Origin of the sequence: Enterobacter sp. K16B, assembly GCF_020216105.1 — a bacterium.
GTDB lineage: Bacteria > Pseudomonadota > Gammaproteobacteria > Enterobacterales > Enterobacteriaceae > Enterobacter > Enterobacter sichuanensis.
In genome coordinates, this window is the sequence record NZ_JAIWJZ010000115.1 from 1 (window position 1) to 14,437 (window position 14,437).

The 14,437-nt window shown below is 56.3% G+C and carries 12 protein-coding genes and 1 pseudogene; all 13 read right to left on the bottom strand.

The window, feature by feature from the left end; all coding sequences use genetic code 11:
- Positions 1-202: pseudogene (ddl, locus tag LDK53_RS18850) on the bottom strand (D-alanine--D-alanine ligase); the annotation flags it as partial.
- Positions 195-1,670, bottom strand: coding sequence for a UDP-N-acetylmuramate--L-alanine ligase (murC, locus tag LDK53_RS18855; RefSeq protein ID WP_025756754.1), 1,476 nt, complete (start codon positions 1,668-1,670; stop codon positions 195-197). The gene murC and the pseudogene ddl, both read right to left, overlap by 8 nt.
- Positions 1,671-1,726: 56 nt before the next feature.
- Positions 1,727-2,791 carry an undecaprenyldiphospho-muramoylpentapeptide beta-N-acetylglucosaminyltransferase gene (gene murG / locus LDK53_RS18860; protein WP_025756753.1) on the bottom strand — a complete coding sequence of 355 codons (1,065 nt, stop codon included), beginning with the start codon at positions 2,789-2,791 and terminating at the stop codon, positions 1,727-1,729.
- Entirely contained in the window at positions 2,788-4,032 is a 1,245-nt protein-coding gene (ftsW, locus tag LDK53_RS18865) for a cell division protein FtsW (RefSeq protein ID WP_225287808.1), read from the bottom strand. The genes murG and ftsW overlap by 4 nt, the downstream gene beginning before the upstream one ends.
- The gene (murD, locus tag LDK53_RS18870; protein WP_045284795.1) at positions 4,032-5,348 is read right to left on the bottom strand and encodes a UDP-N-acetylmuramoyl-L-alanine--D-glutamate ligase; all 1,317 of its coding nucleotides are present in this window, start codon (positions 5,346-5,348) and stop codon (positions 4,032-4,034) included. Before murD ends, ftsW begins: the two co-directional genes overlap by 1 nt.
- A 2-nt stretch (positions 5,349-5,350) precedes the next feature.
- On the bottom strand, positions 5,351-6,433 hold the full coding sequence (mraY, locus tag LDK53_RS18875; protein ID WP_008501985.1) for a phospho-N-acetylmuramoyl-pentapeptide-transferase: 1,083 nt from the start codon (positions 6,431-6,433) through the stop codon (positions 5,351-5,353).
- The gene (gene murF / locus LDK53_RS18880) at positions 6,427-7,785 is read right to left on the bottom strand and encodes a UDP-N-acetylmuramoyl-tripeptide--D-alanyl-D-alanine ligase (RefSeq protein WP_095441670.1); all 1,359 of its coding nucleotides are present in this window, start codon (positions 7,783-7,785) and stop codon (positions 6,427-6,429) included. The genes mraY and murF overlap by 7 nt, the downstream gene beginning before the upstream one ends.
- The gene (gene murE / locus LDK53_RS18885; protein ID WP_025756749.1) at positions 7,782-9,269 is read right to left on the bottom strand and encodes a UDP-N-acetylmuramoyl-L-alanyl-D-glutamate--2,6-diaminopimelate ligase; all 1,488 of its coding nucleotides are present in this window, start codon (positions 9,267-9,269) and stop codon (positions 7,782-7,784) included. Before murE ends, murF begins: the two co-directional genes overlap by 4 nt.
- Positions 9,256-11,022 (bottom strand): peptidoglycan glycosyltransferase FtsI, encoded by a 1,767-nt coding sequence (locus LDK53_RS18890; protein ID WP_047957749.1) that lies wholly within the window; start codon positions 11,020-11,022, stop codon positions 9,256-9,258. Before LDK53_RS18890 ends, murE begins: the two co-directional genes overlap by 14 nt.
- Positions 11,023-11,037: 15 nt before the next feature.
- On the bottom strand, positions 11,038-11,403 hold the full coding sequence (gene ftsL / locus LDK53_RS18895; RefSeq protein ID WP_025756747.1) for a cell division protein FtsL: 366 nt from the start codon (positions 11,401-11,403) through the stop codon (positions 11,038-11,040).
- Positions 11,400-12,341: a 16S rRNA (cytosine(1402)-N(4))-methyltransferase RsmH gene (rsmH, locus tag LDK53_RS18900; RefSeq protein WP_023310390.1), complete on the bottom strand. Its 942-nt coding sequence runs from the start codon at positions 12,339-12,341 to the stop codon at positions 11,400-11,402. Before rsmH ends, ftsL begins: the two co-directional genes overlap by 4 nt.
- Positions 12,342-12,343: 2 nt before the next feature.
- Positions 12,344-12,802, bottom strand: a complete 459-nt coding sequence (gene mraZ, locus LDK53_RS18905) for a division/cell wall cluster transcriptional repressor MraZ (RefSeq protein WP_021240528.1) — start codon at positions 12,800-12,802, stop codon at positions 12,344-12,346.
- A 599-nt stretch (positions 12,803-13,401) separates the two neighbouring features.
- Positions 13,402-14,409: a catabolite repressor/activator gene (cra, locus tag LDK53_RS18910; protein WP_014168621.1), complete on the bottom strand. Its 1,008-nt coding sequence runs from the start codon at positions 14,407-14,409 to the stop codon at positions 13,402-13,404.
- Between the last annotated feature and the right edge of the window lie 28 nt (positions 14,410-14,437).

The following is a 14,437-nucleotide window of genomic DNA, read 5'->3' on the forward strand; positions in this document are numbered from 1 at the left end:
CCCCCCCCCGGCCATGTAACGCGATAAAGACTTTATCGAAGCCCAGCGCTTTTAATTGCGTTACGTCGACCTCTCTTGGATCAACCAGGTGGGCATTAACGCCGCCCTCACGCAGGCCCGCCAGCACCGCAGCGCCGGAATTCAGGGAAACCTCACGCTCTGCGGAGGTACCACCAGACAGGACAGCAATCTTATCAGCCATGATGCTCATCCTCCTGGTTTTGCGGCTTCAGTTTGATTTCCGCTAAGGTACGGGCGATTTTACCGATATTTCCCGCGCCCTGAATCAGAATCAAATCGTTACCGGTGAGGACCGGTGCCAGAATTTCCGCCACCTGTGCCGGGTCAGAAACCAGAATAGGGTCAACTTTACCGCGTCCGCGAATCGTGCGACACAGGGAACGGCTGTCCGCGCCCGGAATCGGTGTTTCGCCTGCGGAATATACGTCCAGCATCAGCAGCGTATCCACCTGTGACAGGACGCTGGCGAAATCGTCGTACAGATCGCGCGTACGCGTGAAACGGTGCGGCTGGAAGATCATCACCAGATTTTTGTCAGGCCAGCCTGCACGTGCGGCTTTAATGGTGGCGTCGACTTCAGTCGGATGGTGACCGTAGTCGTCCACCAGCATCGCAGTGCCGGTTTTACCGTTTACGGCATCCAGCGGGAATTCACCGAGGAAGTCGAAACGACGCCCGGTCCCCTGGAAGCTTTCCAGCGCACGCAGGATTGCGTCGTCATCAATGCCTTCTTCCGTCGCCACGGCCACTGCCGCAGCGGCGTTAAGAGCGTTATGACGCCCCGGCGCATTCAGCGTCACGTGGAGCAGCTCTTTGTCCTGACGCGCCAGAGTGAAGTGTCCCTGCGCGCCAATCTGTTTGTACTCTTCCACGCGGACGTCAGCGTCTTCACTGAAGCCGTAAGTGGTGATTTGACGACCCACGCGCGGCAGAAGCTCGCGAATGACCGGATCGTCTACGCACATTACCGCACGTCCATAGAACGGCAGGTTATGCAGGAAGTTGATAAAGGTCTGCTTTAAGTTCTCGAAGTCACCCTGGTAGGTATCCATATGGTCAGCTTCGATGTTCGTGACAATCGCCACCATCGGCTGCAGGTGCAGGAACGACGCATCGCTTTCATCCGCTTCCGCAATCAGATAACGACTGTGTCCCAGACGCGCATGCACGCCAGCGGCTTTTACCAAACCGCCGTTGACGAACGTCGGGTCAAGACCCGCTTCCGCATAAATACTGGAAACCATCGCCGTGGTCGTGGTTTTACCGTGGGTCCCGGCAATCGCAATGCCGTGACGGAAACGCATCAGTTCCGCCAGCATTTCTGCGCGGCGGATCACCGGAATGCGCGCTTCATGGGCGGCAACGATTTCCGGGTTGTCAGAGGAGATGGCACTCGATACCACCACCACGCTCGCATCGCGCACGTTTTCCGGGCGATGGTTGAAATAGATAGTCGCCCCAAGTGACGCCAGCTGCTGCGTAACAGGGTTTGGCGCCAGGTCAGACCCGCTGATCTGATAGCCTTCGTTAGCTAACACTTCGGCAATACCGCCCATGCCAGCACCACCGATGCCAACAAAGTGAATGTGCCGGACGCGACGCATCTCGGGCACGATTGAACGCAGTTTTGCCAGTTGTTGTGTATTCATTCTCTAAACGCCATCGACTACTTAAAATTCGTGCCGCGCTTCACGCGCTGCGAGGGTTAAGCCTGGGATGCCAGGCTCACTTCTTTTGCCACCCGTTCAGTCGCATCAGGAATAGCGGTCGCGCGCGCGCGTTCTGCCATCTCCAGTAATACGTCTCTGTTCCAGCCTGCCAGGGTGGTGGCGACCGCGTCGGCGGTAAACTGTGGCTGCTCAAAAATTTTCGCCGCGCCGGCCTTCTCGAGCGGCAATGCGTTCCAGTACTGCTGTCTGTCTTTGTGCTGGAACGGCACAAACAGGGCCGGCAACCCGGCGGCGGCAATCTCGCTCACCGTCAGTGCACCTGAGCGACAAACGACGACATCGGCCCAGGCATAAGCGGCGGCCATGTCATCGATAAACTCGGTGACGTTATGCTGCGGCTGGCCTGCCTCGGCATAAGCCTGCTCAACGGTCTGCTGAGCGCCTTTTCCACTTTGATGCCAGATGGTAACGGCATCGCCCAGCTTTGCGGCAACCTGCGGCATCGTCTGGTTTAAAATGCGCGCCCCCTGCGAACCGCCGACGACCAGCACACGAACCGGCCCTTCACGACCCGCCAGGCGAGCATCCGGCAGCGGCAGCGCCAGCACGTCGACACGCACCGGGTTACCCACCACGTCTGCTTTCGGAAACGCACCGGGAAACGCCTGCATCACTTTGGTGGCGATTTTCGCCAGCCACTTGTTGGTCAGGCCGGCAATACCGTTCTGCTCATGCAGCACGACGGGAATCCCTAACGACCACGCGGCCAGCCCGCCAGGACCCGAGACATACCCGCCCATGCCCAGCACCACATCAGGCTTAAAGCGCTTCATGATGGTGCGCGCCTGACGCCAGGCGTTAAAAATACGCACCGGTGCCAGCAGCATTGCCTTGAGGCCTTTGCCTCGAAGGCCAGAAATACGAATAAAGTCGATCTCGATACCGTGCTTCGGTACCAGATCGGCTTCCATGCGGTCTGCGGTTCCCAGCCAGCGTACCTGCCAGCCCTGATCCATTAAATGGTGCGCAACCGCCAGCCCCGGGAACACGTGTCCGCCGGTACCGCCTGCCATCACCATTAACCGCTTCGGTTGATTCATCGTGAACCTCGTGTAAACGCCTGGGCTTTTTCCAGACGCGTTTCATAATCTATGCGCAACAACAGCATGATGGCCGTCGACATAATCAACAGACTGGAACCACCATAACTGATCAACGGCAACGTCAGACCTTTGGTCGGCAGCATGCCCGCTGCGGCCCCGACGTTAACCAATGCCTGGAAACTAAACCAGATACCAATTGAGCAGGCTAAGAAGCCTGAGAAGCGGTGATCGATCTCCAGCGCTTTCCGGCCGATGGACATGGCACGGAAAGCGACGAAGAATACCATTAATAACGCTAATACCACACCGATATAACCCAGTTCTTCCGCAATAATGGAGAAGATGAAGTCAGTGTGCGCTTCCGGTAAATACTCCAGTTTTTGAACCGAGTTGCCCAGACCCTGTCCCCAGACTTCACCGCGCCCAAAGGCCATCAGCGACTGCGTCAGCTGGTAACCACTGCCGAACGGGTCTTCCCACGGGTTCCAGAAAGAGGTCACACGGCGAATACGGTAAGGCTCGGCGAGGATCAGCAGCACAACCGCTGATATCCCCATCCCGATGATAGCGATGAACTGCCACAGTTTTGCGCCCGCCAGGAACAGCATGGCCAGCGTCGTTACAAACAGTACGACCACCGTACCCAGGTCAGGCTGCGCCAGCAGTAACACCGCCAGCACCAGAATCACGCCCATCGGTTTTAAGAAGCCGCGCAGGTTGTTACGCACTTCATCCACTTTACGCACCAGGTAGTTCGCCAGGTAGCAGAACAGGGAAAGCTTGGTAAATTCCGCAGGCTGAATACGCAGCGGGCCAAAGGCAATCCAGCGGGATGCCCCGTTAACGGAGCTCCCGACGACCAGAACAATCAGCAGCATAATAATCGAGGCGATCAGCATCGCCGTACTGTGCCGCTGCCAGAACTCCATCGGCAGACGCAGGGTGACCAGCGCCAGGCAGAACGCCAGGATGATGTACAGGCCATCACGCTTGGCAAACAGGAAAGGATCGTTCGCCAGACGCTGCCCGACGGGCATGGAAGCAGACGTCACCATGATAAAGCCGATCGCCGCCAGTCCCAGCGTGAGCCAGAACAGCGTGCGATCGTACATGATCAGGCTGTCGTTATCTTTTTGACGAGAGCCCATCACCCAGCCTTTGAGTGCCGCAAACAGCCATACCAGGATCCCAAATCCTGGCAGGCGCGGCATTTTCAGGCGAGGGAGAGATAAACGCATCAGCCTAACTCCTTCGCCAGACGGGTAAAGACATCACCACGCTGTTCGAAATTCTTGAATTGATCGAGGCTGGCACACGCCGGAGAGAGCAGCACCATATCGCCTGGCTTCACGCGAGGGGCAATCAGCCGCATCGCCTGTTCCATGGTTTCGGTCTGCTCGGCAATCTCAGGGCGCAGCTCAGCCAGCTCGCCGCCGTCACGGCCGAAGCAGTACAGGCGGATGTTATCACCTGAGAGATACGGCTTCAGGGAGGAGAAATCGGCAGATTTGCCGTCGCCGCCCAGCAGTAAATGCAGAGTACCGTCAACGTGCAGGCCGTTCAGCGCGGCCTCGGTGCTTCCCACGTTGGTGGCTTTGGAGTCGTTAATCCAGCGCACGCCGTTATGCTCCAGCGCGAGCTGGAAACGGTGCGCCAGACCGGAAAACGTGGTCAACGCTTTCAGGCTGGAGGAGCGTGGCAGCCCGACAGCGTCCGCCAGCGCCAGCGCCGCCAGCGCATTGGTATAGTTATGCTGACCAGAAAGTTTCATCTCTTTCACGTTCAGCACTTTCTCACCTTTCACACGCAGCCAGGTTTCGCCCAGCTGACGGTTCAGGTGGTAATCACCCATGGTGATGCCAAAACTGATGCAGCGCTCATCCGCGCCGCGCACCGGCATGGTCAGCGCATCATCTGCGTTAACGACGCAGACCTTTGCATTCTCATAAACGCGCAACTTGGCGGCACGGTACTGCTGCAGACCAAATGGATACCTGTCCATATGATCTTCAGTCACGTTGAGGATCGTCGCAGCGGCAGCATGCAGGCTGGAGGTGGTTTCCAGCTGGAAGCTTGAAAGCTCGAGGACATACAGCTCACAGCCTTTGTCCAGCAGCATCAGCGCCGGCAGGCCGATATTACCGCCGACTCCGACGTTCATGCCCGCCGCTTTCGCCATCTCGCCCACCAGGGTGGTGACGGTGCTTTTGCCGTTAGAACCAGTAATCGCGATAACCGGTGCCTGCGCTTCGCGGCAGAACAGCTCGATATCGCCGATAATCTCAACGCCTGCATCCGCGGCAGCGCTCAGTGAAGGATGTGCCAGCGCCATACCCGGGCTTGCGACAATCAGATCGGCTGCCAGCAGCCAGTCATCATTCAGACCACCAAGGTGGCGTTCAACCTGTTCCGGCAGTTTTTCCAGACCCGGCGGAGAGACACGCGTATCCATCACGCGCGGCGTCACGCCACGCGCGAGGAAAAAGTCCACGCAGGACAGGCCCGTGAGACCTAACCCGATGATAACGACCTTTTTGCCCTGGTAATCTGCCATGATTAACGTACCTTCAGCGTTGCCAGGCCAATCAGCACCAGCATCAGCGAAATAATCCAGAAGCGCACAATGACGCGCGGCTCCGGCCAGCCTTTCAGTTCATAGTGATGGTGAATAGGCGCCATACGGAAGATGCGCTGTCCGCGCAGCTTGAAGGAGCCGACCTGCAAAATCACCGACAGGGTCTCAACCACAAACACGCCACCCATGATCACCAGCAGAAATTCCTGACGCAGCAGCACAGCAATAATGCCAAGCGCGCCGCCCAATGCCAGTGAACCAACGTCACCCATAAAGACCTGCGCCGGATAGGTGTTGAACCACAGGAAGCCCAGCCCTGCACCGACAATCGCCGTACAGACGATCACCAGCTCACCCGCGTGACGCAGATAAGGGATGTGCAGGTAGTTCGCAAAGTTCATGTTACCGGTCGCCCACGCCACCAGTGCAAAGCCGGCGGCTACAAAGACGGTTGGCATAATGGCCAGGCCATCCAGACCGTCGGTCAGGTTCACCGCGTTACCGGTGCCCACAATCACGAAGTAGGCCAGCAGGATATAAAACAGCCCCAGCTGTGGCATCACGTCTTTAAAGAACGGCACGACCAGCTCGGTCGCTGGCGTGTCTTTGCCTGCCAGATACAGCGCGAAGGCCACGCCCAGCGCGATCACCGACATCCAGAAATATTTCCAGCGCGCGATCAACCCCTTGGTATCTTTGCGAACGACTTTACGATAATCATCAACAAAACCGATGATCCCGTACCCCACCAGTACCGTCAGCACACACCAGACATACGGGTTGGACGGGTATGCCCACAACAGCACGGAAACGACAATGGCGGTCAGGATCATGATCCCGCCCATGGTCGGCGTACCGCGCTTGCTGAAGTGCGATTCCGGACCGTCGTTACGCACAACCTGACCGAAAGAGAGTTTTTGCAGACGGGCAATCATGCGCGGGCCCATCCACAATGAGATGAACAGCGCAGTCAGCAGGCTGACGATGGCGCGAAACGTCAGATAGGAAAAGACGTTAAAGCCTGAATAATATTTGACCAAATGTTCGGCCAGCCAAACTAACATGTCCCGTTCTCCTGTAATGCGTGCACAACCTCTTCCATGGCGGCACTACGTGAACCTTTCACTAACACTGTCACAATTTGTTTTTCTGTAATTAATGCCTTAAGGCGCTCAATCAACGCGGCTTTATCGGCAAAATGTTCACCAACGCCGCTGGCCTGGCTAATCGCCTGGCTCAGTTTTCCTGCGCTCAGGACGCAGTCCAGCCCTGCCGCTTTCGCCGCTTCCCCTACCTGGGTATGACAGGCTTCGCTTTCGTCGCCCAGCTCTGCCATATCACCGACCACCATGATGCGGTAGCCCGGCATCTCCGATAACACCTGCACCGCCGCCGTCATGGAGCCAACGTTCGCGTTGTAGGAGTCATCCAGCAGCAATTTGTTTTCCGCAAGCTGGACGGGGAACAGGCGTCCCGGGACGGCTTTTAAGTTTGCCAGCCCGTTTTTAATCGCTTCATGTGATGCGCCCACTGCGGTCGACAACGCCGCTGCCGCAAGGGCATTGGCAATGTTATGGCGGCCCGGAAGCGGCAACAGCACATCCACGCCCCCCGTTGGGGTCATGAGCGTGAATTCCGTACCCTGCGACGTCACATGAATATTGGTCGCGGTAAAATCACTGTTGGCTGCATTTGGCGAGAAGCGCCAGGTTTTACGCGAGCCAATGATGTTCTGCCAGTTCAGCCAGTCATTGTTATCGGCATTCATAATGGCAATGCCGTTTGCGGGCAGACCGGTGTAGATCTCACCTTTCGCTTTCGCCACACCTTCCAGTGAACCAAAACCTTCCAGATGCGCAGCCGCCAGGTTATTGACCAGCGCGGCTTCCGGGCGAGTCAGGCTCACAGTCCAGGCGATTTCTCCCTGGTGGTTAGCTCCTAACTCGATCACGGCAAATTCATGCTCTTTGGTCAGGCGAAGTAATGTCATCGGCACGCCGATGTCATTATTGAGGTTGCCCGCGGTGTAAAGCGTATTGCCGCACTGACTCAGGATTGCCGCCGTCATTTCTTTCACGGACGTTTTGCCGGATGACCCGGTCAGGGCGACGACGCGCGTCGGCACCTGCTGACGAACCCAGGCAGCCAGTTCACCGAACGCGAGACGCGTATCTTTCACCACAATCTGTGGCAGATCGCTATCCAGCTTGCGGCTAACCAGCAGCGCACCGGCGCCATTTTCTTTGGCGTTATCCGCAAAATCGTGCGCATCAAAACGCTCCCCTTTCAGGGCCACAAACAGACAGCCGGCAGTGACTTTGCGGGTGTCCGTCGTCACAGCATCAATGGTGCGATCCTGACCATACAGGTCGCCCTGCAGGATTTGAGCCGCCTGGCTTAATGAAAGGCTAATCATGCCACGACTCCCAGCAGGCGTGCTGCCGTTACGCGGTCCGAGTAGTCCAGACGGCGGTTGCCAACAATCTGATAGTCTTCATGACCTTTACCCGCCAGCAGGACAACATCGTTCTCCTGAGCCTGCATGATGGTGTTCGTCACGGCTTCCGCACGGCCTTCCACGACGCGAGCACGGCCCGCGTCCAGCATGCCCGCCAGAATGTCATTGATGATGGCGCGCGGCTCTTCCGTACGCGGGTTGTCATCAGTGACAACCGGAATATCCGCGAACTGTTCCGCAATAGCCCCCATCAGCGGGCGTTTGCCTTTATCGCGATCGCCGCCGCAGCCAAACACGCACCAGAGTTTACCAGTGCAGTGCAGACGCGCCGCTTCCAGCGCTTTTTCCAGCGCATCCGGCGTGTGGGCATAATCCACCACGACGGTAGGCTTGCCAGGGGCACTAAACACTTCCATACGGCCACAAACCGGTTGCAAACGCGCGGCAGTTTTAAGCAGTTCAGCCATCGGATAACCCAGCGCCAGCAGCGTCGCCAGCGCCAGCAGCAGGTTGCTGACGTTAAACGCCCCCATCAGGCGGCTTTCAATTTCGCCTTCCCCCCAGGAGGAGGCAAAGCGGATCGTCGCCCCGCTGTCGTGATAGTGAACCTCAACCGCTTTCAGCCAGCGACCATGGCAGTTCGGATTAATATGATCTTCCATCGACACCGCAACCGCGTCCGGCAGCGCTGCCAGCCAGCGGCGACCGACGTCGTCGTCGGCGTTGATGATGGCTTGTCCGTAATGGTGCGTGGAGTAAAGCAGCCATTTTGCGGCTTCGTAATGCTCCATATCACCATGATAATCAAGATGATCGCGGCTCAGGTTTGTGAACACCGAGGCGGCAAACTTCAGTGCCGCTACGCGATGCTGCACCAGACCGTGCGAAGAGACTTCCATCGCCGCAAAGGTGGCCCCCTGCTCTGCCAGACCGGCAAGGACATGCTGTACGTCAACCGCGGAGCCGGTGGTATTTTCTGTCGGGATGACTTTGCCCAGCAGGCCGTTACCGACAGTGCCCATGACTGCGCCGGTCTCACCCAGTAACTGGGCCCACTGCGCCATCAGTTGCGTGGTGGTGGTTTTTCCGTTTGTCCCGGTCACGCCCACCAGACGCAGCTGGTCAGAGGGCTCATGATAGAAACGCCCCGCCAGCGCGGAAAGACGCTCGTTTAACTGGCTGAGATAGATAACCGGCACACCGTGCATTTCACGGATCTCGCCGTCAGTAGCCTCATCTTTGGCCTCAGCAATAATGGCAGCAACACCTTGCGCAATCGCCTGCGGGATATAACGACGCCCGTCCGCCTGATGACCGACCACCGCCACAAAAAGATCGCCAGAAGCCGCTACGCGGCTGTCCAGTACCATCTCTCGCAGTGCTCGCTCCGGTGCATTTGGCACCCACGGAGCGAGAAGGTCGCGCAAATTACGATCTGCCACCTGTACCCTCGCCTTGATTAATTACAAATTCACTTTTTTCGCCCGTCGCCAGCGCATCCGGTTCAACGTTCATGGTGCGCAATACGCCGCCCATGATGGCGCCAAACACAGGCGCAGAGACGGCGCCGCCGTAGTATTTACCCGCCTGTGGATCGTTTATCACGACCACCAGCGCAAAACGCGGATTGCTTGCAGGCGCAACGCCTGCGGTATAGGCAATGTATTTGTTGATGTAGCGGCCGTCTGGCCCCACTTTTTTCGCTGTACCGGTTTTGATGGCGATGCGATAACCTTTAATCGCCGCCTTCACGCCACCACCGCCAGGCAGCGCCACGCTTTCCATCATATGCACGACAGTGCGAACGATAGATTCCGGGAAGATACGCTCGCCCGGAACCGGTGGATCAACTTTGGTAATCGACAGCGGGCGATAGACGCCGTAGCTGCCAATCGTTGCGTAGACTCGCGCTAACTGTAACGGGGTTACCATTAGCCCGTAGCCGAAAGAGAAGGTGGCCCTCTCTATGTCAGACCACCGTTGTTTTTGAGGATATAAGCCACTGCGTTCTCCGACCAACCCCAAATTGGTCGCCTTTCCAAGTCCAAAACGTGAGTAAGTCTCTACTAACGCTGAGGACGGCATCGCTAACGCCAGCTTTGAAACACCGACGTTACTCGACTTCTGTAACACCCCGGTCAGGGTCAATTCGCTGTAGCGCGCCACGTCTTTTATCTCGTGGCCGTTGATACGGTATGGGATCGTGTTCAGAACCGTGTTTTCATTGACGATACCGCGTTGCAGCGCCGTCATCACGACCATCGGTTTTACCGTGGAGCCGGGTTCGAACACGTCGGTAATGGCCCGGTTACGCATCGCATCTTTGGCGGTACCGGTAAAATTGTTCGGGTTGTAGGATGGGCTGTTGGCCATCGCCAGTACTTCACCGGTGCTGACATCCACCAGCACGGCGCTACCTGACTCCGCCTTGTTGAATGCCACAGCGTTGTTCAGCTCGCGGTAGACCAACGCCTGCAGGCGCTCGTCAATACTCAGGGCCAGGTTGTGTGCCGCCTGGCTGTCCGTAGACGAGATATCTTCGATAACGCGCCCATAGCGGTCTTTACGCACGATTCGCTCGCCAGGCTGGCCGGTGAGCCACTTATCGAAGCTTTTTTCAACGCCCTCAATCCCCTGGCTGTCGACGTTGGTAAAGCCAATGAGGTGAGCGGTTACTTCGCCGGACGGGTAGTAACGGCGTGACTCTTCACGCAGATGAATACCCGGCAACTTGAGTTTGCGGATGTAGTCTGCCATGTCAGGGTTAACCTGACGCGCCAGATAGATAAAACGCCCTTTCGGGTTGGCATTAACGCGGGAAGCCAGCTGATCGAGCGGCATTTTCAGCGCATCAGACAGCGCTTTCCAGCGATTGTCGAGCGTGATCCCCCCCGCGTCGTGCAGCTCTTTCGGATCGGCCCAGATCGCCTTCACCGGCACGCTCACCGCCAGAGGACGGCCAGAACGGTCGGTGATCATCCCGCGGGAAGTGGCGACTTCCTGGACACGAAGGGAACGCATGTCCCCCTGGCGTACCAGCATGTCAGGCGCGACGATTTGTAACCAGGCCACGCGTCCCAGCAGGAAACCCAGCGCCAGTAAAATGCAGCCGCAAAGCAACGCAAAACGCCAACTGATAAAGTTGGCCTGTTCTTCCTGACGTTTTGGTTTTAGCGTTTTTGCCGCTGCTCTCATGCGTCGCGTTTTCCCTTATTTTTGTACTACGATATTTTCCTGGGAAGGATCAACATGCTGCAGTTGCAGCTTTTCCGTTGCGATCCGTTCAACCCGGCTGTGATCGCCGAGCGCGTTTTCTTCAAGGATCAGATTTCGCCATTCAATATCCAGCGCATCGCGTTCCAGTACCAACTGCTCGCGTTGCGCAGTCAATAAACGTGTATGGTGAGCGGTGGTCACCACCGTAACTGCTGTAACAATGATGCAAATGAACAGGCAGAGTGGCAGTTTCCCGAACCGCAAAAGATCGTCGCCGATCACGCCAGGCAAGGCATGGCGCTCGTTGCTTCCTAACGAATCCTTAACTTTGCTGAGGGTCTCTGTCACTCTGCCGATCATGCGTTCGTCCTCTCTGCAACACGCAGCACTGAACTACGGGCACGTGGATTCTCTGCCACCTCTTCTTCGCCCGGCATCAACTTGCCTAGTGCTCGCAACTGACGGCCACCCAGCTTCCTGAGTTGTTCTTCCGTCATCGGCAGCCCCGCTGGCACCTGTGGACCGCGACTTTGTTCACGCATAAAGCGTTTCACAATACGGTCTTCCAGCGAATGGAAGCTGATGATGGATAACCGCCCACCCGGGGCCAGCACGTCGAGCGAGCTTTTTAGCGCCAGCTCTATTTCCTCCAGTTCACTGTTTACCCAGATGCGAACCGCCTGGAAGGTACGGGTCGCGGGATGTTTGTGTTTGTCCTTCACCGGCGTCGCCGCCGCGATCACTTCGGCCAGCTCTTTGGTGCGAGTCATTGGCTCAATGCGGTTGCGCTCAACAATGGCGCGCGCAATACGTTTGCCAAAGCGCTCTTCGCCAAAGGTTTTGATGACCCATGCAATATCCGCTTCGTCAGCGGTCTGTAACCACTCGGCTGCAGACTGACCACGCGTCGGATCCATGCGCATGTCCAGCGGACCATCACGCATAAAAGAGAAGCCGCGTTCAGCATCATCAAGCTGAGGTGAAGAGACGCCAAGATCGAGAAGAATTCCGTCGATCTTGCCCGTCAGGCCGCGCTCAGCAACGTATTCCGCGAGCGCAGAGAAAGGTCCATGCACGATGGAAAAACGTGGATCATTGATGGTCTGTGCAACGGCAATCGCCTGCGGATCGCGATCGATTGCCAGCAGACGTCCTTCCTCACCCAGCTGGGAGAGGATCAAACGCGAGTGGCCACCGCGACCAAAAGTGCCATCAATGTAGATGCCATCCGGACGGATATTCAGGCCGTTAACAGCCTCGTCCAGTAACACCGTTTTATGTTTATAATTTTCCATCATATTTATAGAGACAAGTCCTGCAGCCGTTCCGATAATGTCGCGGAATCAGACTGCTCAGCGTCGATATCTTCCTTGACCTGTTGATACCAGGTCGTTTCATCCCACAGTTCAAATTTGTTGAACTGCCCGACCAGCATCACTTCTTTGGTCAGACCGGCATGTTGCCGTAATACAGGCGCAATCAATAATCGCCCTGCGTTATCCATCTGACATTCACTGGCATGTCCCAATAACAACCGCTGCACGCGGCGTTCCTGCGGGTTCATGCTCGACAGTCGCGACAGCTTTTGCTCAATAATTTCCCATTCAGGCAGGGGGTAAAGCAGCAGGCAGGGGGAGTTAATGTCAATGGTGCAAACCATTTGACCCGCAGCGTTCTCAATCAGCTGGTCGCGGTATCGGGTTGGTACCGATAAACGCCCTTTGCTGTCGAGATTGACTAACGTTGCTCCACGGAACATGCCAGTCTCACCCCTCCTCACCACTTTAACCCACAAATTCCCACCTAAAGGAGTTTACGGAGCGAGGGAAAAGCTTGTCAAGCCAGGACTCTCCCTGTAAGGACCCGAAAGCCCTCTATTTACAGAGATAAACACTCCTGGTTAATAACTGCACAACTGGCGAGGCAAAATTAACGTTATGAATATTTGTAAGAAAAAAACCGAATATGCACACTAGCGTTAAAGCTCACTCAATATCATCGCAGATAAATATAAAGTGTCAGTTTGCGACGCGGGCAGCATTTTATGACAGATTCTCAGGGGATAACAGTGCCAGATTCACCAGGACACACGGTAAACGCGGCGGTTAGCAGGTCAGCTGTCAAAGGAAGAGAAAAAACGTCTGAATATTCATCGACCGAAGAGGGTTTGTAACAAAGTAATACAAAAATAGCCGATTAAAAAGGCTCAGTCGTTCTTAAAAGGACAATTTAAGCGTCAGAATGAATTAAGAAAAATAGCAGATTATGATCCCTCAAGAATTATCCTAATTTCTCTCCGGGAATTATCTTCCCGAATTATCACAACAAAATGGGGCAGATTTCTCCGCCCCGAACATTTCATTTATGACGGCTTAAAATTCCGCGATGGTAGAGATTACGTTTGATACGCGTCAGGCCTGGCTTCGGTTTACGAGGCTCATCCAGACTCGCCAGCACAATCTCCAGCACGCGTTCAGCCACATCACGATGACGCTGTGCTACCGCCAGCACCGGGCACTGGAGAAAGTCCAGCAGCTCGTTATCGCCGAAAGTGGCAATGGCCAGGTCGGAGGGGAGCTTGCCTTCACGCCGTAAGGTCACATCCATTACCCCTTGCAGAAGTGCAAAAGAGGTAGTGAACAACGCCTGAGGCATCGGGTGCGTCTCCAGCCATTTCTCGAACAACTGCGCAGCGGCTTCACGTTCGTAGCTGTTGGCATAGAGGTAATGCACCTCGCGCGGATCGTCTTTCCAGGCGGTTCTGAAACCCTGCTCACGCAAAAAACTCACCGAAAGCTCAGGCAGCGCGCCAAGATAAAGCACGGTTTCTGCCGGGAACGTTCTTAGCTCAGCGGCCAGCATTTCTGCATCATCCTGATCGGCACCCACCACGCTCGTGAAATGCTCGCGGTCCAGGGCGCGATCCAGCGCGACGATCGGGAACGGGTCGTTCGCCCAGCGCTGGTAGAACGGATGCTCTGGGGGTAAGGAAGTCGACACGATAATGGCATCGACCTGACGCTGGAGCAGATGCTCAATACAGCGCATCTCGTTATCGGGCTGATCTTCCGAGCAGGCAATCAGCAGTTGATAGCCGCGCTGGCGCGCCTGGCGCTCAAGGTAGTTGGCGATACGGGTATAGCTGGTGTTTTCCAGGTCCGGGATCACCAGACCAATAGAGCGGGTGCGCCCGGCGCGCAGGCCGGCTGCGACAGCATTCGGATGGTAGTTATGTTCACGAACTACCGCCATAACTTTTTCAACGGTCTTATCGCTGACACGGTACTGTTTTGCTTTACCGTTAATCACATAGCTGGCCGTTGTTCGTGACACGCCGGCTAGCCGGGCGATTTCATCCAGTTTCACAATTGCCCCTTAAAAAAAGAAAAGAGTC